The organism is Microcystis sp. BLCC-F210 (assembly GCF_042134685.1).
Taxonomy (GTDB): Bacteria; Cyanobacteriota; Cyanobacteriia; order Cyanobacteriales; family Microcystaceae; genus Microcystis; species Microcystis aeruginosa_D.
Genome location: NZ_CP169647.1, coordinates 1,628,621 through 1,647,971, shown reverse-complemented (window position 1 = coordinate 1,647,971; position 19,351 = coordinate 1,628,621). Strand labels below are relative to the sequence as shown.

Annotated in this window: 17 protein-coding genes and 1 pseudogene; 11 read left to right on the top strand and 7 right to left on the bottom strand. The window is 43.0% G+C overall.

Features of this window, described 5'->3' with window-relative positions; translation table 11 throughout:
* Window positions 1–12 precede the first annotated feature (12 nt).
* The 4 genes and pseudogenes from ACE3JL_RS07875 (at window position 13) to ACE3JL_RS07860 (ending at window position 3,604) form a co-directional block, all read left to right on the top strand.
* Window positions 13–975, top strand: coding sequence for a hypothetical protein (locus ACE3JL_RS07875; RefSeq protein ID WP_375329216.1), 963 nt, complete (start codon window positions 13–15; stop codon window positions 973–975).
* 596 nt (window positions 976–1,571) lie between these two features.
* Window positions 1,572–1,799, top strand: coding sequence for a hypothetical protein (locus ACE3JL_RS07870; protein ID WP_002765933.1), 228 nt, complete (start codon window positions 1,572–1,574; stop codon window positions 1,797–1,799).
* Window positions 1,756–2,058, top strand: a complete 303-nt coding sequence (locus tag ACE3JL_RS07865; protein ID WP_002765934.1) for a type II toxin-antitoxin system RelE/ParE family toxin — start codon at window positions 1,756–1,758, stop codon at window positions 2,056–2,058. Before ACE3JL_RS07870 ends, ACE3JL_RS07865 begins: the two co-directional genes overlap by 44 nt.
* A 331-nt stretch (window positions 2,059–2,389) precedes the next feature.
* Window positions 2,390–3,604: pseudogene (locus ACE3JL_RS07860) on the top strand (ISL3 family transposase).
* 243 nt (window positions 3,605–3,847) lie between these two features.
* On the opposite strand, the gene psaK reads toward ACE3JL_RS07860, so the two are convergent.
* Window positions 3,848–4,114 (bottom strand): photosystem I reaction center subunit PsaK, encoded by a 267-nt coding sequence (gene psaK / locus ACE3JL_RS07855; RefSeq protein ID WP_002736399.1) that lies wholly within the window; start codon window positions 4,112–4,114, stop codon window positions 3,848–3,850.
* Between the two features lie 120 nt (window positions 4,115–4,234).
* Here psaK and ACE3JL_RS07850 point away from each other — a divergent pair, with 120 nt between their 5' ends.
* Complete coding sequence (locus tag ACE3JL_RS07850; RefSeq protein WP_375329215.1) at window positions 4,235–4,873, top strand: phosphoribosylanthranilate isomerase; 639 nt, start codon at window positions 4,235–4,237, stop codon at window positions 4,871–4,873.
* Between the two features lie 146 nt (window positions 4,874–5,019).
* On the opposite strand, the gene folE is transcribed toward ACE3JL_RS07850, so the two are convergent.
* The 3 genes from folE to ACE3JL_RS07835 all read right to left on the bottom strand — a co-directional run bounded on the left by folE (window position 5,020) and on the right by ACE3JL_RS07835 (window position 7,737).
* Window positions 5,020–5,718: a GTP cyclohydrolase I FolE gene (gene folE, locus ACE3JL_RS07845; RefSeq protein WP_271989126.1), complete on the bottom strand. Its 699-nt coding sequence runs from the start codon at window positions 5,716–5,718 to the stop codon at window positions 5,020–5,022.
* A gap of 49 nt (window positions 5,719–5,767) precedes the next feature.
* The gene (locus ACE3JL_RS07840; RefSeq protein WP_271989125.1) at window positions 5,768–6,496 is read right to left on the bottom strand and encodes an SDR family oxidoreductase; all 729 of its coding nucleotides are present in this window, start codon (window positions 6,494–6,496) and stop codon (window positions 5,768–5,770) included.
* Window positions 6,497–6,831: 335 nt separating this feature from the next.
* Window positions 6,832–7,737: a hypothetical protein gene (locus ACE3JL_RS07835; RefSeq protein ID WP_375329214.1), complete on the bottom strand. Its 906-nt coding sequence runs from the start codon at window positions 7,735–7,737 to the stop codon at window positions 6,832–6,834.
* A 44-nt stretch (window positions 7,738–7,781) separates the two neighbouring features.
* Between ACE3JL_RS07835 and ACE3JL_RS07830 the strand changes: the two genes are divergently transcribed.
* Both ACE3JL_RS07830 and ACE3JL_RS07825 read left to right on the top strand, forming a co-directional pair.
* The gene (locus tag ACE3JL_RS07830) at window positions 7,782–8,189 is read left to right on the top strand and encodes a hypothetical protein (protein WP_150977029.1); all 408 of its coding nucleotides are present in this window, start codon (window positions 7,782–7,784) and stop codon (window positions 8,187–8,189) included.
* A gap of 149 nt (window positions 8,190–8,338) precedes the next feature.
* On the top strand, window positions 8,339–8,698 hold the full coding sequence (locus ACE3JL_RS07825) for a hypothetical protein (protein ID WP_271989121.1): 360 nt from the start codon (window positions 8,339–8,341) through the stop codon (window positions 8,696–8,698).
* Here the strand turns inward: ACE3JL_RS07825 and nblS are convergent.
* From nblS to ACE3JL_RS07810, 3 genes are all read right to left on the bottom strand, one after another.
* Window positions 8,687–10,669, bottom strand: coding sequence for a two-component system sensor histidine kinase NblS (nblS, locus tag ACE3JL_RS07820; RefSeq protein WP_375329213.1), 1,983 nt, complete (start codon window positions 10,667–10,669; stop codon window positions 8,687–8,689). The two genes, ACE3JL_RS07825 and nblS, sit on opposite strands and share 12 nt — an antisense overlap.
* 92 nt (window positions 10,670–10,761) lie before the next feature.
* On the bottom strand, window positions 10,762–11,109 hold the full coding sequence (locus ACE3JL_RS07815) for a DUF4359 domain-containing protein (RefSeq protein WP_150977035.1): 348 nt from the start codon (window positions 11,107–11,109) through the stop codon (window positions 10,762–10,764).
* A 75-nt stretch (window positions 11,110–11,184) separates the two neighbouring features.
* Entirely contained in the window at window positions 11,185–11,364 is a 180-nt protein-coding gene (locus ACE3JL_RS07810; RefSeq protein ID WP_002738058.1) for a hypothetical protein, read from the bottom strand.
* A gap of 298 nt (window positions 11,365–11,662) precedes the next feature.
* On the opposite strand from ACE3JL_RS07810, the gene ACE3JL_RS07805 reads away from it, so the two are divergent.
* The 4 genes from ACE3JL_RS07805 to ACE3JL_RS07790 all read left to right on the top strand — a co-directional run bounded on the left by ACE3JL_RS07805 (window position 11,663) and on the right by ACE3JL_RS07790 (window position 19,281).
* On the top strand, window positions 11,663–12,796 hold the full coding sequence (locus ACE3JL_RS07805; RefSeq protein WP_375329212.1) for a glycosyltransferase: 1,134 nt from the start codon (window positions 11,663–11,665) through the stop codon (window positions 12,794–12,796).
* A gap of 250 nt (window positions 12,797–13,046) precedes the next feature.
* On the top strand, window positions 13,047–14,246 hold the full coding sequence (locus tag ACE3JL_RS07800) for a proton extrusion protein PcxA (RefSeq protein ID WP_271989117.1): 1,200 nt from the start codon (window positions 13,047–13,049) through the stop codon (window positions 14,244–14,246).
* Window positions 14,247–14,252: 6 nt separating this feature from the next.
* A complete protein-coding gene (locus tag ACE3JL_RS07795) occupies window positions 14,253–17,555 on the top strand; it encodes an efflux RND transporter permease subunit (protein WP_271989116.1) in 3,303 nt (1,100 codons plus the stop codon).
* Between the two features lie 160 nt (window positions 17,556–17,715).
* Window positions 17,716–19,281, top strand: a complete 1,566-nt coding sequence (locus ACE3JL_RS07790) for a cation:proton antiporter (protein ID WP_375329211.1) — start codon at window positions 17,716–17,718, stop codon at window positions 19,279–19,281.
* The last annotated feature ends 70 nt before the right edge of the window (window positions 19,282–19,351 follow it).

Genomic DNA, 19,351 nt, shown 5'->3' with positions numbered 1-19,351 from the left:
CAGGTATTTTGTATGAAGAACAAAGTAATTAAACATACCATCGTTGATGGCACAGGAATTATCTACATTATTTTCCCAGCGTTCAGTATTATTGTACTTACTCCATTTGCCTTACTTTTGTTTTATCTTCCCTTTGGTCTAAGTAAAGCTATAGCAATAATTTTATTATTTTTGAGTATAGCAAGTCCTTTTATTTCCTTAAATTCATTTAGAAAAGAAGATGCAAAAAAAAAGATTGCTTATGGATATCGTAGAAGCATAAAAGAAGCACTGAAAACCGAATATCCTGAAGGTGTTGTCTATATTTTACAGAATGTTATTCAGGAATTAGATAGATTCGGATTAGATTTTCTCCCGTCAAAAAAACAGGGAACTATTATGAGTTTTGCTTTGAATCCGGTTTATGACGCTGCCACTGCTGCTTTGGTGAAACATCTCCAAACAGACAGTGATATCAGAGGTTTTCCTAATCGAACTAACTTAAAAGAGGCAATTTATATGGCACAGACTTTGAGCCAAGAATGGCATGGGTTTAATTATACTGAAAAAAGTCGGTCAATGGCAGAAATTAGAGCTAAAATTGAAGCAGAGGATATGTGGCTAGACTGGAATAAAATCACCTTACCTCAAGGAAAAATACAAGCTTACTGGTATTCTTACACAGAGGAAGATCATCGCAATAACCAATCATTTTCTAATCCAACTCCTCAAACTCCAACCCCCAAGCCACAACCTCCTTCTAGCACATCCCAAGTATTAAGCTTTGAAGAATGGGTTAATCAAAACCCTGCATTACAGCACTTTTCCGAACAAGAACAACGAGAAGCTTATCAAAGATACTTAAAATCTAAAGGAGTTAATATCCTCTCTTTTGACCAGTGGTTAACCGAAAATCCGGCTTTACAGTTTTTCTCAGAGGAAGAACAACTACAAGCCTATCAGCGATATTTAGACTCGTTAGGAGGTAATTCATAACCTTAATTTCTTGTTCAAACATCCAAAGTTTAGCGAGGGGAGCGCAACTACAAACCTTGTCATAAAATCAGGTTCGTTGTCGAGGCTTTAGCCCGATTTTTATCTATAATTAGGTATTATTCTACTTTTAATATGTCTCGTCGTTGGTGCGTTACGACGGATTGTTATTCCTAAGTAAAAGCCAAGATTGTCGCCGTATAACGCAGCCTACATTTTACTTCTGAGAATTTACATTAATGACTTAGTTGAGCCTCAAAAAATTGTTACAATATTGCTCATCAAGATGAAGTGTAACCTAATTTGGTATCGACCACCGACTCCCCAAAACGAAAACTGCCTACCTGATCATGGTTCTTCGGTTTGTCTTATGCAATGGACGGGGGTTATAAGGGATGAAACCCTTATATAGAAAGGCATTTGGCGATTTTTGTCAATTGCTTTTGATCTAAAGCGAACTAATCAATTAAATTCCTTGCCAGATAAGGATTTAGTCGATTTATGCCCCCTATCGAACCATACCAAGTAACGAAGAGCCCTGATCATTAAGATAACTGCTGTAAGAAACCCGTTTTCTTGAGTAGATTGGAGGAAAATATATGGAGCCGGCAAACACCTTAGATGCTCTAATGCTCAAAACCATCATCAAGGAAAGCGTCCGCGAAGTTATGCGGGAAGAGTGGTTTAAATTCTTCGAGATGCTGATTCCCTATGTTGATGATATAGAACAAGCTGACATAGAAGCAAACTTTAATCCTGTTGATTACAAAGACGACGGCTTCGTTGATATTACAGGCTGGTTTAATCGTGAAGATCAGGATCAGTAGATCAGCCAATAAATTTTTGGAGAAACTAGATGCCAATAGCCGAAAATCTGTTTTAACTAAAATTGGTATTCTCAAAACCTGCCTTGAAACTCAAAACGTTTATCCCCCTGAAGAACTTGATATCAAAAAACTTAAAGGTGAGTTAAAAGGATTCTCCAGAATTCCTGTTGGCAAAATGCGAGTTATTTTTGAAATCGGCAAGGAGACAGACGAAATCTTTATTTATGAGATTAACTTTAGAGGCAATATTTACGATTAATTAAGCGATTAGCAACGTTCGGATTTACCAATTATTTTCGATACTGCTTTCCGCAGCCATCTAACTTTCATGGGTTAATTTAGCCAATACTGCTTTTTCTTCGTCAGCAAAGTCTCCAGCTTCAACTTGGGCCACTGCTTTCTTAATTTTGGCTCTTCGGTAACTGTTATGCAAATAATTAACTTAAAATAAAATTCGATGAGAGAGCCTACGCCCAAAAATAGCTGAAACCCATACAGGAAAAGGTTTAAGGCACAAACTGGTTAATACCAAAAGATAGACAATCGAGTTAAGATTTGATATAATAGCCAAAAACCAGAGTATTTTACTTATGATACTTGACAAATTTTTGAACCTAGAAGGAACCTCTATTCAAGGCTATCTACACCTAGAAAATATCGGTATAGTTTGACCAGTCGAATCGAAAAATAAAAAAGCAGTCTGTCCTCGTTGTGGGTTAGAGAGCGATAAACTCCACCAAAATCATCGACATTTAGTCAAAGATTTACCGCCCTCAGGTCAACCAGTGTACCTACAAGTTAATCGTCGTCAATTTAAGTGCGGTAATTGTCAGAAACCCTTTAGCGAAGAGTTAGATTTTGTCGCCAAGAAACGAACCTATACGAAAAGACTAGCCGAGAATATACTCGAACAATTAAAATCAGGAGATATTTTAAATGTTAGCCGAAGAAATGACGTAACGGAAGAAGAGATTCAAAGAATGATAGAGGACATAGCTGAAGAAATTACAGAGACAGACCTATCGAAATTAAAAAGACTAGGAATTGATGAAATCGCTCTAGTCAAAGGACAAAAAAATTACTGTGCGGTTTTAGTAAATTTAGATACGAGAAAACTAATAGCTATTCTAGAGAAGCGAACACAAGAAGAATTGAGGGAAACGCTTACGGGGTGGGGAAAAGAGGTATTAGAGCAAATTGAAGAAGTCAGCATAGACCTTTGGTTGCCCTATAAAAATTTGGTGAAAGAATTGATGCCATCGGCCGAGGTAGTCGCCGATAGATTCCATGTAATGAAACAAATTAATCAAGAGTTAGACGAACAGAGAAAAGCAGAAAAAAGAGCCGTAGAAGCGCAGAAAAATAAAAAACAGAAAGCGGAAAAAGAAGCGAAGCTAGAAGTTTTAAAGCGAAGTAAATATAGCTTGTTAAAAAATGAAAAAGATTTAACGGAAACCCAAAAAATCAAACTAGAAGCTATCAAAGAAAATTTTCCAAATTTGAAAAAGATGCAGGAATTAAAGGAAGAATTTAGAAAGATTTATGAAACCTCAGAGAATCCGACAGAGGGAATGCTATCCATCTCGGAATGGTTGGCAAAATCCTCCAGTGTTTTTACTAAGAGTTGTCAAACAATCCGAAACTGGTTTGGAGAAATAATTAGTTATTTCGAGCAAAGGACAACAAATGGGGTGGTCGAGGGAATCAACAATAAACTTAAACTAATAAAACGGAGAGGCTATGGCTTTAGAAACTTTCGGAATTTTTGGGTTAGAAGTATGTTGTCTTGGCATCTTGTCTGTTGATTTAGCATAAAGGGTAACGAAGAGCCTTAATTTTCTCGCCAGCAGCCAGAATAATCAACCGATCTGGACGATTACTAGACTTATGGCATAATTAACTTTTGAGAGTTCAAAAATGGGAAAATAGGGATGAAGTTGCCTAGAATCTCTTTATGCTTAGTTCTCCGTTCGGCTGAGCTCACGGCCGAAGCCTGACTACTGGCTCCTCTATCTGAGGTTTACTGGTCACTGATTACTGATTACTGATTAGAGAATACCCGCGTTAGAAAGACCGAGAACCAGTCCCGCACCGAGAATATGGCCAAAACTCATGGTAGCTAATAATTCTGGCAGACCGAAGCTTTTTTTCGAGGCTAACTGCGGTAAGGGTAAAGCAGGGCCGGCCCCGGTATTTTGGATGGCAAAATAACCGATAACGAAGGCTACTAGATTAGCTAAGGTCATGGTAATGCCAACGGATAAATTCCAGGGAATGGTTTGAGCGGTGGCTAAAAGTAAGGTGGAAGGGATCATTGGCGCTCCAGTCTTGATAAGATTTTGTTAATCACAGGGCATTATAAAAAGCTCTTGACCCGAAACTGCTTTTTGTTTGAATACTTAACAGTTTTTGTAACGTTTTGCGAATAAGATTAAATGCGAATTAAAATTTGCGGCATTACCCAACCAGACCAAGGACAAGCGATCGCTAATTTAGGAGCTACGGCCTTAGGTTTTATCCTCGTACCGAGTTCGCCTCGTTACGTCAACATCGAGCAAATTAACGCTATTATCGCCGCAATCCCCGACAAAATCGATTTTATCGGGGTTTTTGCCGACGAGCAACCCGAAATTATTCAGCAAATAATTTTTAAAACCCCCTTGACAAGTGTGCAGTTACATGGTAGCGAATCTCCCGAATATTGCCAAAGGTTGCGGCAATTATTACCCGACCGGGAAATTATCAAAGCTTTGCGGATTAAAGACAGAGAAAGTTGGGAAAAGTCGGCAATTTACTTCAATAGCGTCGATACTTTGCTTTTAGATGCCTACCATCCCCAATTGCTCGGCGGTACGGGACATACCTTAGACTGGCAAGCCTTGGCCAGTTTTTCGCCCCCCTTGCCCTGGTTTCTCGCCGGAGGACTCAACCCCGATAATATTGGTGAAGCTTTAACTCGGCTGCACCCCGATGGCATTGATGTGTCTAGCGGCGTTGAGCGATCGCCGGGTGATAAAGACCTGAAAAAAGTCGCCCTCTTGTTAGAGCGACTGCAAAAATTAAGTGATCAGTGATCAGTTAGAAGGTTTTGGTTGTTGGGGTTTTAGGGTTTTAGGGTTTTAGGGTGTTGGGGTGTTGGGGTGTTGGGGTGGTCACTGCGTGCGCGTTGCGGGGGGTTTTGGGGTTTTAGTTGAATTTCCCCATTTCCCCATTTCCCTGACTAGAAGAAATTAGGTTTATGACGGATCAGGTTAAGATACTCCTCGCGGGTTTTCTGCTCGTCTTGGAAGACTCCTAACATGGCACTGGTGACAGTCCAGGATCCCGGTTTCTGCACCCCGCGCATCACCATGCACATATGGGTTGCTTCCATGACTACCGCAACCCCTTGGGGGTCGAGAATTTCTTGAATTGCTTCGGCAACCTGACGGGTGAGACGCTCTTGGACTTGTAAACGACGGGAATACATTTCCACAATGCGGGCCAATTTACTTAATCCGACTACCTTTTGGTTAGGAATATAGGCAACGTGGGCCCGCCCCATGAAGGGTAACATATGATGTTCACAGAGACTAAAGAAGTCAATATCGCGCACTAATACCATCTCATTATGACCTTCATCGAAGATCGCACCATTAACGAGGGTTTCTAGGGATTGTTGATAACCCTGGGTGAGAAACTGCATCGCTTCGGCTACTCGTTTGGGGGTTTTTAATAAACCTTCTCTTTCGGGATCTTCCCCCACCGAGATCAGGATATTTCTGACCGCATCCATCATCTGTTCTTTGTTTTCGTCGGAAGTTGGATGAATTTGAGCGGTTTTGCCATTGTGGGTGTTGCGATCGGGGCGAGTGGTCACGCGTGCTTGAATAGCGTCGGTTAAATTACCGTTTAAACCGTTAGAAGAAGCTATGGTCATAATGAAGATGCCTGTAGGCGAATTGATTGATAAATAGAAGTATTTCGGGTTATAATGCCCCCGCACTGGGCATAATGGTCATCGTTTCCACTACGGCCTGTTTAGGCAGTAACACCGCTTGTAGAATTGCCTGAGCGATGATATCCGGGGTTAACATGGCCGAGCGATCGAAATCTGCTTTGACGCTATCGCCGTCCCAGATGGGAGTATTGACAGCACCGGGGGTGATAATCGTGACGCGAATGGCGTTGGCCCGCTCCTCGATCGCTAGAATGCGAGAAAATGCCACTAATCCAGCTTTGCTGACACTATAGGCCCCCCAATCAGGAAAAAAATTATCGGCGGCGATCGAGGAAACATTAATGATCGTGCCTCCCCCCTGTTGACGCATGGCGGGTAAAATCCCCTGCACACACTGGTAAACACTGGTTAAATTCAGGTCGATCACCCGCTGCCAGTCTGACAAAGGTGTGTCAGCTAAGGGATTTGTGTAACCCATGCCAGCATTATTGATCAGGATATCGATCGGTCCGGATTCTCGGGCGATTTTAGCGATCCTAGGGGCTACTTCCGGGATATCTGCCAAATCTAAGGGGTAAGCTTGGGCTGATACGCCTAAATCTGCCGCCATTGCCGTCACGGTTGCCAATTTTTGCTGATTGCGACCGATTAAAACCAGATTAATTCCCGCCTTGGCGAAAGCGAGGGCGGTTTCTTTGCCGATGCCGCTGCTGGCTCCAGTGATCAGTGCTCGCTGTTGACGAATAACAGAGTTCATGGTATGATCTGAAGTCTCTTAATTCTGGGTAGTTAGGTCAAAATTTTGGCGGTCGGGGGAACCCTAGAAAGGTTTAAGGGGATTGGGTTGGATCGGAGAAATTTTTCTCGCACCAAAACGACTGCCACCACCCAGGGTGGAGGGGAGCATTGACTATCAGGTAGGTTCAAGATTAAGAATCGTTACAAAATTTTACCTAGCTAATTATAGCACTGTTAAGTCAGGGATCACTAATCTTTGTGTATATTCAAATATCTAACCAGCGAGGGAAAAACTGGACTGGTTGGCGAAAATTGTTGAGGCTGCCTTGAAACTTCCTACCCCTGCGCTGAAAACTACTCACCGGGGGAGATAGCAGCGGTGGGTTGAGTGCGATTGACAATCACCACTCGATCGCCGACAACGGGACTTCTAGCGAGGAGAATTCCCTCGTTATCCTTCATTTCCAAGCGCCGAAAATCGAGACTTTGGCAACGTTGAAAAACCGAATTAGCCAATTTATCCTGTTGTGATGCCTCGATACTATACCAATTATCGTCCAAAATAACTACTAGACGACTAGCCAAAAAGTCCGCTTCTATAGTAGAAATAATCCCGGCCGGATAACGAGCAGTTAAATCGGTAATTTCCTCTTGAATAGCTGCGACTAAACTTTGCTCGGGAGTTAATCGCGGTTTTGCTTTAGTAATCGGGACGGGAATCGGTGCCTCTGGTGCGGTTAATTCTGGGGAAGTTGCGATAATTTCCCCAGCAGCCGCTGAAGAACTAGAGACAACTTCAGGCATATTTTCGGCAATTTCAGCCGGATTTTTCGGTAAACTGATCACGGCTACTAAGAGGATAGTGACTAAACTTCCTGTTAACAAGCCAGTGATTAACCAATCGGGAATTTTTTCGCTAATTCCCCCAGGTAAAAGTCGGCGAATTTTGTTTAAAATTGCCGTCCACCACCCTTCCACCTGCTCGAAATCCGGTAAGATGTCGTCGATTCCCTCCGCTGCTTCGATGGGAGAATCTGGGGTTAGACTTTGCTCAACTTCCGCAAATTCATCTAGTTTTAAAGCAGCGGCTAACTGTTGCGTTGAGTTAAGAAGATCATCAACGGCAACTTTTGGGGGTAACACTGTCCCCGTTCCCGTGTTAAGTTGGGAAACGATCAAATTTAATTGCTCGATCGCCTCTTGTAGTCGGATCACCGTTTCTGCTTGGCTGAAATTCTCTCGCTCATTTGGTTGAGTCATAATCTTTCTTAACTCGCTGCCATTCTTTTTCAAAATATCATTGTATGCGCCGTTTTCTCGGTTTTTTAACCATTATTTTCCTTATCCTCCTGACTGCTTGTGGTAGTGTCACTCCTCCGCAAGAATTTGCCCCTGACGGAGAAATCGTCACCAAAGCCCTTTTATTACAATTTCGTCACACATCCGATCGCCTTAGTCAATCTTTACAGATCGATGAGCCGTCGGTAAAAATTGCTAAAATTAATGTCACCAGTCTGGAACCGATTTATGTGGGCAATTTGCCCGCTTATCACTTGCAGGGAGATTACGATCTAACTCTACAATTGCCCCATCAAAAAGATACCAAACAACACAACAATTTTGATCTTTATTTACAAAGACAGATCGAAGGAAAAACTTGGCGTTTACTCGAAGAAGTTGCCTCCCAATGGCGCAGCTATTTAGTGAGATAACCGGAAAAAGCCTGGGGATTTTGCTAAGTAGCTGGTTATAATTAAGTTGAAGATGGATTTTGGGTTCGATCCCCCCTGCCCCCCTTGATAAGGGGGGTGCCGATAGGCGGGGGAGCAATGACAATCCTTAAAGGGAAAGTTTAGCGATTATGATTACCTGTCCTCGTTGTCAGCACAAGGTCGATAGTCAAGCCTTACAATGTCCCTACTGTTCTAGTATTTTAAAGGCTTATGGTCATCCCGGCATGACCCTGCATCAAGCTGTCACCGGCGGGTTTTTGTGTGAAACTTGTCTGTATCATGGCGATGATAGCTGTAATTTTCCCCAACGTCCCTACGCTACCAGCTGCACCTTATACAAAAATAGCCAAATAATAGTAGAAAAAATTCCTCCTCTCCCTCTACCTAGGATTTTTAAAAATTGGTGTCTCAGAAATAGGGGATTATTGCTATTATTAGCCCTAATTTTGAGCAGCATTACCCTAGCTTTTATCAACTCACGTCGTTAATTGTTTACCAGCGATCACACCTTGATATGGATCTAGATCGAACCAGAAAGTTGTGCCAATTCCCACTTCACTAATCAAATTAATTTGACTATAGTGTTTTTCAATAATATTTTTGACGATCGATAATCCCAATCCCGTCCCCTCTAGGGTATGAACGCGATTTTCTACGCGATAGAAGCGATCAAAGATGGCACTTTGATCCTCGGTATCAATGCCAATACCAGTATCGGATACTTCCACGCGAATTTTGATAGTTTCTTGGGGATTGTCTCTAGTTATTTTATAGGCACGAATCACCACTTTTCCACCAGCGGGAGTAAATTTTAGGGAGTTACCGACTAGATTAGTTAATACCTGTAAAAGTAGATCGTAATGACCTAAAATTGGTAGTAAATTGGCTTCAATTTCCGAGCTTAATTCTAGTCCTTTATCCCTAGCATTAAGTTGATATGTCCTCAGGGTTTGTTCGATTAACTGTCCGATATCGATCGCATCTAAGTTATAGTTACGGGAGGATTCTAACCGAGAAAGATCGAGAACATCATTAACTAAACGAGTTAAGCGATCGGTTTCATGATTGGCGGTTTCTAAAAACTCTCTTTTTTCTGTATCGCTGAGATCCTCACCGAATTCTGTTAGGGTTTCAATAAAAGATTTGATGTTAAATAAAGGGGTTCTTAACTCGTGGGAAACATTGCTAATAAATTGACTTTTTGCCTCATTTAATTCTGTTTCTCTGGTGATATCCTGTAGCGTCATAGCAATCCCACGAACATTTTCACGATATTGATCGAATACCTGAGTTAACAAAATGCGAATTGTGCAGGGTTTCGGGTTAGTTAAAGATAATCTAAATTCTGCGGGGGAATAGTTATTATTTTCTTGATCAATAACAGAGTTTTTCTGATTTTGATTAGCGGATTCTTCTGGTTGCAAGGTTTCTCCTGCCGCAATTTGATAGAGAGGTTTAGTTAGTTTAACCGTTAACTCGGAAGGAAAAAGATGTAGAACATTTTGACCGATAATTTCCTGATCTTCCCAGCCAAATATTTCTCGAGCTGCGGGATTGATTAATAACAATTGAAAATTAGTATCTAAGAGAATTGCTCCATCAGCAATAGTGGACATTAACGTGTCTAGCTTGGCTTTTTCGGCGGTCATTTCTTCGATATTTTGTTCGTCGTATCTTTCTAACTTTTCCGCCATTTCATTAAAACTGAGAATTAATTCTCCTAACTCTCCTCCCAGGGGTAAATCAATGCGCTGCTTAAAATTTCCCGCTGCAATATTTTTGACCCCGACTAATAACTCCTTGATCGGTTTGGTGATAGTTAGAGCATTAAAAACTGCTCCGAGAATCACCATGGCCCAAATCGAGACAAAAACGGCAATAGTAACATCACGGGTTAGATTAGAAGAAGCCACCACAATAGCGTTAGGATTGATCCCGATCGCTAATACCCCTAAATATTTGCCTTCATGATTTAAGGGAACAAAGACATCGGTTACTTCACCGTCGGGGGTTTTATGCTGACGGATGAGGGGAGTTTCCCCATTTTTGCCATAATTTTCCGGTAATTGAATGCGACGCTCGATGGTCAGGGAGTTCTTAACTTCGGCGGTAGAATAGGGAATGCCGAAAAATATTTGACCTTCCTCGTTAGCGTAGATCAAATAACGCACACTGGAGGTGCTGCTATAAAAACGGGCTGAAAAACGGGCCAAATCGGTTAAATTGTCCTCTGCAATCAGAGGGGAGACATTAGCGGCTAATAACAGCCCTAAGTCCCGGCCAAAACGGGTATCATTGAGACGTACATCCTGCTGGATCGTGTTAACTGCCCAAAAGGTTAAACCACTCATCAACAAGGAAACGGCTAAAGTAGCCGCAGCCATTAATTTAGTTTGGAGAGTGAATTCAGACCACCAATGGGCGATCGCTTCTCGGAGACTGGGCAGAAAATTAAACACGGTTAGGCAGGATTAATCGGTGTTCTTGGGGATTCTATCGCTCAAATCGCGGGTTAATATGATTATCTTAACTCATTAGCACTAATCAAAGCCTAAGTCTCCGAGAAAGTTAAGAAATGCCCAAAAGCGCCAATAGTTCTAATTTTAGCTACCCCCGGTAATTCTGTGGTGTAAATACTGAACACACCTAAATTTTGCCGTTGACTAGAGGTTTCGATCGCTGGTTTTAAGATTTGATTTTTGATCACATTTCTGGCTGCCACCGGCAAAGAATCGATCGAGTCACAGAGACTGATTTTCTCGCAGGCGATTTTGTCGGCATGAGCGAGGAGTTTTTCGGCGGCGTATTCGCTGTAAAGTTCTTGGGGGGGATTGGTAAATCCCATAATCCCCGCTACTACCCCTAGGGCGATCGCTCCCTTGAAGAAATTACCCCCCATAGCCACTTAGCTCCTTGATTTTGTCTTCTCCACTCTATTTTGACAAGACATTTTCGATCTGGCTAGGGAGCGGTGTTAATTTCTTAAACCAATACCGGGTGCATAGCACTCTAGTACATTTCCTGTGAGACTGCAACTAACTAACAGATAATCACAGTGAGAACAGGCGGTACTAACGAGATGGTGTTCTAAAATATGCTGTCTTTCGGCAAAATTTCCACAATTAGGACAGCGTACTTGTTGCAGGGTGATCATAGCAAACCTCATTAATTAGTTATCTTTTGTATGTAAAGCTAGTTTTTCTTGCTCCCAATCGGTTTAAACCTATTTTTTCTTTGATCCCCATTGTAGTATAGAGTCGATAATCTGATCTGGCTAGTAATTTTTACTAAACTTTGCAATTTTTCTTGAAAAATTTAATAATTTCTTTCTAGTGTTTTTTACCGTGATCGGATAGGTGTCGGTAATTTTGGCGAAGAGAAAGCCGGAAAGTGAACTTTTAAACTGCTGATCCCTTACTGCTATAATTACGGCTGAGATTATTGATTATCCTATGAAGTACGCTCTGGTTCACGAGTGGTTAACCCCAAAAGCGACGGGGGGATCGGAATTAGTGGTTAGGGAGATTTTACAATGTCTAGAGGCGGATTTATACGCTTTGATCGATTTTGAGTCCACTAATCCCGATAGTTATCTTTATGGTCGCTCGATCGGGACAACTTTTCTGCAAAATTTCCCGAAAGCGAGAAATGGCGTACAAAAATACTTACCTTTTCTTCCCCTAGCGATCGAGCAGTTAAATTTAGAGGATTATGATGTAATTTTATCCTCCTCCCATTGTGTGGCTAAAGGGGTTTTAATACGACCGGATCAGGTTCACATTTGTTATTGTCACACTCCCATGCGTTATGCTTGGGATTTAACTTTTGACTATCTAGCTAATAGCAAGTTAGGACAGGGATTACCCGGTATTTTCACCCGTTATCTTTTGCATGGTTTGCGTCAGTGGGATGTGATTTCTGCTAATCGTGTGGACTATTTTCTGGCTAATTCCCACCACACTGCTAGACGAATTTGGCGCTGTTATCGACGGGAGGCAAAAGTGATTTATCCTCCCGTACAAATCGAGCGCTTTTCTTACCAAGAGAAAAAGGAAGATTTTTATTTAGTCGTCTCTCGTTTGGTTAGTTATAAAAAAGTCCCTTTAATTGTGGAAGCATTTAATCAATTGGGATTACCCCTAGTGGTTATTGGAGATGGTCCCCAGATGACTTTAATTCGACAGTTAGCCAGGGATAATATTCAGATTTTAGGTGCAGTTTCTGATCGAATGGTAGCAGAATATATGTCGAGAGCCAAAGCGTTTATTTATGCTGCCTGTGAAGATTTTGGTATTGCTTTAGTGGAAGCGCAAGCTTGTGGTACTCCCGTGATTGCATTTGCTGCTGGAGGTGCTTTAGAAACTGTGCGGGATCTGCGGGAAAATTTTCCCCAGGGGACAGGATTACTTTTTGGGGAACAAAATCCCCAATCTTTGGTAGAAGCGGTTAAATATTTTGTGGATCACGGTGATAAAATTGCTTCAGAAAGTTGTCGGCAACAAGCTAATAGATTTACTCCTGAAATCTTTCAAGGTAACTATAGTTTATTTGTTGAGGAGCATTCAAGATATAAAAATTATTGCTAAGTTTAATTAAATTAAGTTATCTTAATGGAGAGCTACGAGGTTTTCGTTTTAGGAAGTTAGTCATCGGTTGTTGATAACCAATTAGCTTACACTTCATCTTAAGGAGAAATGCTGTATTTGCCCAATGGTGAAGATGCAGCCAATGCACCCTAAAATGTAATACTATGGATATTTCTCGAAAGTGGATATCTAGCCAACGCTGATATCTTACCATGGTGATTGTGATAACAGAAAAGTGAGGATTATAGCCGTGCCTTGGAATCGAATTAATCAATGGGTAGAAAAACGCTCTTTAGGGGCCTTAGAATCAGCTTATCAGAAAGCGCTGAAAATTAAAGCGATCGAAGATAAGCATTTTGGGGGACAAAAAATTTCCCCGGCTGCCGTGGGAGGAAAAAGTGTTTATGATTACTTTCAAAGTACCCTAGAGCGAGAGTTATTACAGATACGTTTCGATTTAACTCAAGTGCGTCTGGGTAATTTTATCAATCCGCAAACTAACCCAGAAAATAATAACATCCTAGAGACTTTAAATGCGATCGAGGATATTATCAGTAAATATCGTCTAGATGTAGGGGAATTGCTGCCCCCATTACCGAATAATCAAACCCCAAATTTGCCTAATACCAATCTCACCAGTGATACCCCTAGCGATAAAACTAACCAGATAATTTCTCCTACAACCAGTAATAAATTTTTTAACTTCCAACAAGAATTAACCCCCGAATACGAACAAACTGTCATCAAACAACTCCGTACCCTGCGACAACAGCAGCGTATCGCTATCCGTTTTATCCTGATTATTATTTTAGTTCCTCTCTCCGTACAGGTTATCAGTAGAAACTTTATTTTTAGCCCTGTTTTAAACTATTTCGGGGTGGATAGAGCGAAAATATCAGAAGTTTATATTTCTCAGGAAATTGGCGAAAAATATCTCAGAGAATTTGCTAGACTTCAAGAAATTGAAGAAATCAAGCACGTTTTAGGAGTAGCAAAAGTAGGGAATGAATCAGAAGAAACCTTTCGGGAACAGGTGCAAGAATTATTCAGAGAAGCGGGTTATGAAAGTCAAGATGGTTGGAAAAACTTACTCTCCGATATTACTGGATTAATAGCCTTTATTGCCATCTTAATTTTTGGTCGTCAACAATTGGCGATTACGCGGGCTTATGTTAGTCGTTATTTTCTCAGCTTAAATGATATCACCAAAGCCTTTATTTTTATCCTCTTTACCGATATATTTGTCGGGTTTCACTCAGCGGAGGGTTGGACGGTAATCTTAGAAACTTTGTTCCGGCACTTTGGTTGGCGCGAGAATATTACATTTATCAGCTTGTTTGTGGCCACTGTTCCCGTTATCCTAGATACCATCTTTAAACTATTAATATTTAATTACCTAACTCGTAAATCTCCCACCGCCGCAACTATCCTAGAAAAGATGAATCAGTAACGCCCTATGATCCTCAGTATTGCCGATACTTTCATTAAAAGACCCGTTCTGACCACGGTTTGCTCGATTTTAATCGTTTTGATCGGTGCGATCGCTATTCCCTTTTTACCCCTAGAAAAACTGCCCCAGTTGGCATTTATTCAGGTAGCGGTGAATGCCAGCTATTTGGGAACCGATGCCAAAACCGTACAGGATAACGTTACCACGGTACTCGATCGCCAGATTAACGGGACAGAACAGATTGTTTATATGGAGTCCCAAAGTACTAACACTGGACAAAGTACAGTGACTGTCTCTTTCCCGGTAGAAATGGATCGAAACATTGCCCAGGTCTTGGTACAAAACCGCGTCAGTACCGCCGCCGCCAGTTTACCGGAAGAAGTGAACCGGCAGGGGGTGACTACCAATACCCAATCCCCCAGCATTACCCTTGCCTACGGTATTGCCGCCAAACCGGACGAAAACGGCAATTATCCCTACGATACAGTCTTTTTAAGTAACTTTGTCGATCGGGTTATCGATGCTGAGATTCTCCGGATCGAGGGGGTTGGTAGTACAACCATCATCGGGGGAAGCGACTACGCCCTACGTTTTTGGCTTAATCCCGATGCTTTAGCCGCTAGGGGTGTATCGGCGGATGAAGTAGTACAAGCGATCCGAGAACAGAATATTCAGGTGGGTGCGGGGACAATTGGCGGTGATCCCAGTCCCGAAGATCAGCAATTCCAGATCGCCATTCGCGCCGTTGGTAGGGTTGTCACCGGAGAGGAAGCAGAAAATATTGTCGTCAAAGTCGGGGAAAATGGCGATTTAATCCGAATTAAAGACGTGGGACGGGCAGAAATCGGAGCGGAAAGCTACAGTACTGCCGCCTATTTCGACAAATCCCCCGCCGTCGTCTATGTGGTCTATCAGTTGCCCGGTTCCAACGCTTGGAATACTGCCAAACTGGTAAAAGAGAAAATAGCGGAACTAGAACCAAGTTTCCCCCCGGGGTTAAATATTGCCATCACCCTCGATAATACCGACTTTGTTGCCGCTTCCCTTGAAGAAGCCTTTAGCACTCTGGTGGAGGCGATTTTACTGGTTATTCTAGTCATTTTTATCTTCCTTCAGAATTGGCGCACCACGATCATTCCAGCGATCGCTATTCCCGTATCTTTGATCGGAACCATGGCCGTCGCCCTCGCTTTAGGCTATTCTCTCAATAACCTCTCCTTGTTTGCCGTCATTCTAGCCACCGGGTTAGTGGTGGACGACGGGATCGTGGTTGTAGAGGCGGTATCGGAAAAATTACGGCAGGGGATGCGGCCATTTCAAGCTGCCCTCGATGCCATGGGTGAGTTAACCTCGGCGGTAATTGCTAGTTCTCTTGTACTATTTGCGGTTTTTATTCCCGTCACCTTCTTCCCTGGTACGGTGGGGATCGTTTATCGACAATTTGCCGTGATCATCTCCGCTTCAATTCTGATCTCCACCTTTAACGCCCTCAGTTTTTCCCCCACCATGTCGGCGATTATCATGAAACCGCCCCAAGCCACCCGCGGACCCTTGGGACTGTTTTTCGAGGGTTTTAATCGGGGTTTCAACGCAGTTAAAGAAGGTTATCGACGCTTGATCGAATTTCTGATCCGAGTTCGGTTTCTAGTCTTACCCTTCTTTATCGCCGCCCTCTTTCTCACAGCTTGGAGTTACAATACCACTCCCCAGGGTTTTATCCCCGAAGAAGACCAAGGTTATGCCTTCGTTTTGGTGCAAGCACCCGCTGGGGTTTCCCTGCGCTACACCGACCGGGTTATCCGTCAGATTAACGAAGAAATTCTCGCCGGTATCGAAGAAGTGGAACACTTTGTCGGTATGGCGGGCTTTAGTTTTGCCGGAAGTGGCAGCAACCAAGGCCTATTTTTTGTCAAGTTAAAAGAATGGTCGGAACGGCCCGGGGAAGATAAGTCAGTTTTCGGCATTCTCAGGAAAATTAACCAACAATTAGCCACTAAAATCCGAGATGCTCGCGCTTTCGCCGTTAATGCGCCCCCCGTGGATGGATTAAGTTCTACTGGCGGTTTCGAGATATATATCCAAAACCGCGCTTCTTTTCCCATGGACTCTTTGATTGCCAACGCTAATAACGTCATGGCCGAGGCTCGAACAAGACCGGAATTATCGGGAATTTTCACCCAATTTACCACCGACACGCCGATGCTGGAACTTTCCATCAATCGCAACCAGCTACAGGCCCAAAACGTCGATATGCAGTCCGTTTTCGGTACCCTGCAAACCTATCTCGGTTCCAACTTCGTCAACCAATTCGTCCTAGGCGATCGCTTGTATCGAGTCTTTGCCCAAGCAGAAGCGGATTATCGTTCTAATCCCGAAGATATTAACCGTCTTTACGTCCGTTCCCGTACCGGGGCCAATATTCCCCTATCGGGTTTAGTTAGCGTCAAACGCTTCACCTATCCACCGATTATCACTAACTTTAACCTCTATCCCTCGATTGACGTTCAGGGTAATCCCGCTCCCGGTTTTAGTACGGGACAGGCGATCGCTGCGATGGAAGATGTCTGTCGGAAAGTCCTGCAGCCCGGTTTCGGTTACGCTTGGACGGGTACAGCTTTCCAAGAAAAAACTTCCGCCGGGGCTGCCCCAGTTATCTTCGGATTAGCCTTTATTGTGGTTTTCCTTGTCCTCGCGGCCCAGTACGAAAGCTACATTGACCCGATTATCATCATGATTACCGTTCCCCTAGCGATCCTGGGTGCCATGGGGGCCCTACTGTTGCGGGCGAATTTCCTGCAAGCAGGTAGTCTCTTCCCGACGGTGAATAATAATATCTATGCTCAGGTGGCTTTGGTCATGTTAATCGGTTTAGCGGCAAAAAATGCGATTTTAATCGTGGAATTCGCTAACCAGTCCCGTACTTTGGGTTTAAGTATTCCCGATGCGGCAGCCCGGGCCTCGACGGAACGCTTAAGACCAATTCTGATGACGGCTATTTCCGGTTTAGTCGGTTTCCTGCCCTTGGTTATCGCTTCCGGCGCCGGAGCGATGAGTCGTTGGTCCCTGGGAACTGCAATCCTAGGCGGTTATCTGATTTCGACGGTGTTGAGTTTATTTCTTGTCCCAGTGTTGTATGTGCTGATCAAACAGTTCGAGGCCCGATTCCTCTCCTCGAAACCCCCGAAAAGTGGCGGTTCTGGCAATAGTAAAACTCCCTCTCTGGGTGGGGAAAGAAATACATCAGAAACCCCCATAGAAGAAGGAGCTATTTCCTCTTTGAAAATCTCTCCTCAGTCGGGGAATGACTAGGGTGTTAGATTTTGGGGTTTTGGGGTTTTGGGGTTTTAGGGTTTTGGGGTATTAGTTGAAATTCCCCCACTTCCCCACTTCCCCACTTCCTAATTCCCGCTCCCCAATTCATAATTCATAATTCATAATTCATAATTCCCACACCCATCTCTGATAACTAATGAGTCTAGAATCTACTGCTAACGAAGCGATCGCTCATAATTTAGAGCAATTCCTGCTGGTTTTGACTATTTCCTTGAGTGTCGCCACTTTATCGAGAACCGTTGCCTTCCTCCGCAAAATTCCCTACACCCTGCTGTTAGTTATTGTCGGTATGGGTTTAGCTTTTTTAGATTTGCGTCTAGTTAATCTTTCCCCGGAATTAATTCTGGAAATTTTTCTGCCTCCCCTCCTTTTTGAAGCCGCTTGGAATATTCCCTGGGCTAAATTAAAGGAATATTGGGTTACTATCGTCCTTTTTGCCGTTATCGGGGTGATTATCTCCGTTTTGGGCGTCGCCTATCCCCTACATATCTTTGCTAATTTACCCCTATCGATCGCTTTTCTGTTGGGTGCTGCCCTAGCTGCCACCGATCCCGTCTCTGTGATTGCCCTATTTAAAGAATTGGGGGCCAGTAAAAAACTGACGATCCTGATGGAAGGGGAAAGTCTCTTTAATGATGGGGTCGCTGTGGTCGCTTTCGTCCTCTTGGTGGGTATTCCCTTGGGAGTCGATACCTTTTCCGTCCCCGTGACGATCGCTCGTTTCTGCACCTTTGTGGGGATTGGCATCGGTGTGGGTTGCGTGATCGGTTTCGGCATTTCCTATCTTACCCAACGCTTTGATTTGCCTTTTGTGGAACAGTCTCTGACTCTAGTTTCTGCATACGGAACCTATCTCGTCACGGAAAAATTAGGCGGATCTGGTGTGATTGGGGTGGTAATTGTCGGGATTATTCTCGGTAATCTCGGTTCGCGCATTGGTATGAGTCCCCGCACGCGCTTGGTAGTTAGCGAATTTTGGGAATTTATCGCCTTTTTTGTCAATTCCATCATCTTTTTACTGATCGGTGATCAAACCCGTTTTGAGAGTCTCGGTAGTCACTTAACCGGGATTTTAATAGCGATCGCCGCTATGGTGGTTTCCCGTCTGTTCTCAATTTTTGGACTAGGGGGAATTAGTAACCTAATTACGGGTAATAAGATCAGTTTCAAGGAAAGAACGGTGTTATGGTGGGGAGGATTGCGCGGTTCGGTTTCGATCGCCCTAGCGTTAAGTGTTCCCACGTCTATCCCCTACCGTCAAGAAATTATTGACGTGGTTTTTGGAGTGGTTTTATTTACTTTATTGGTGCAAGGATTATCTATACAATGGCTGTTAAATTTCCTCAATCTTATTGGTGATCAACCGATTCGCACCGAATATTCGGCCCTAATTGCTCGTCAAATTGCTTTAACTAGGGTGTCTAATTATCTGCAACAACCAGAACGTTTTCCCGATATCGATCCCGAATTTTATCGCGACAAAAAAACTCTGGTGGAAGGACAATTAAAGTCCCTGGAGGATCAGTTGCAAAAATTACTACAGGAACACCCACAATTAAAAGATGTGGTCGCCGAACAATTTCAAGATACTTTACTCGATATCGAAGCTAATACCTACGCAGAATTAATTCGAGCTGGTCGTTTAAATGAAAATCTCGTTCCCCTTTTAGTGGAGGTAGAAGAAGAAAAAGAGATGGTTTAATGATCAAGGGCTGCATCACCTATAGGTGACTTTCTGTCACCTATAGGTGAGCAGTAGAAGTTATTAAAAG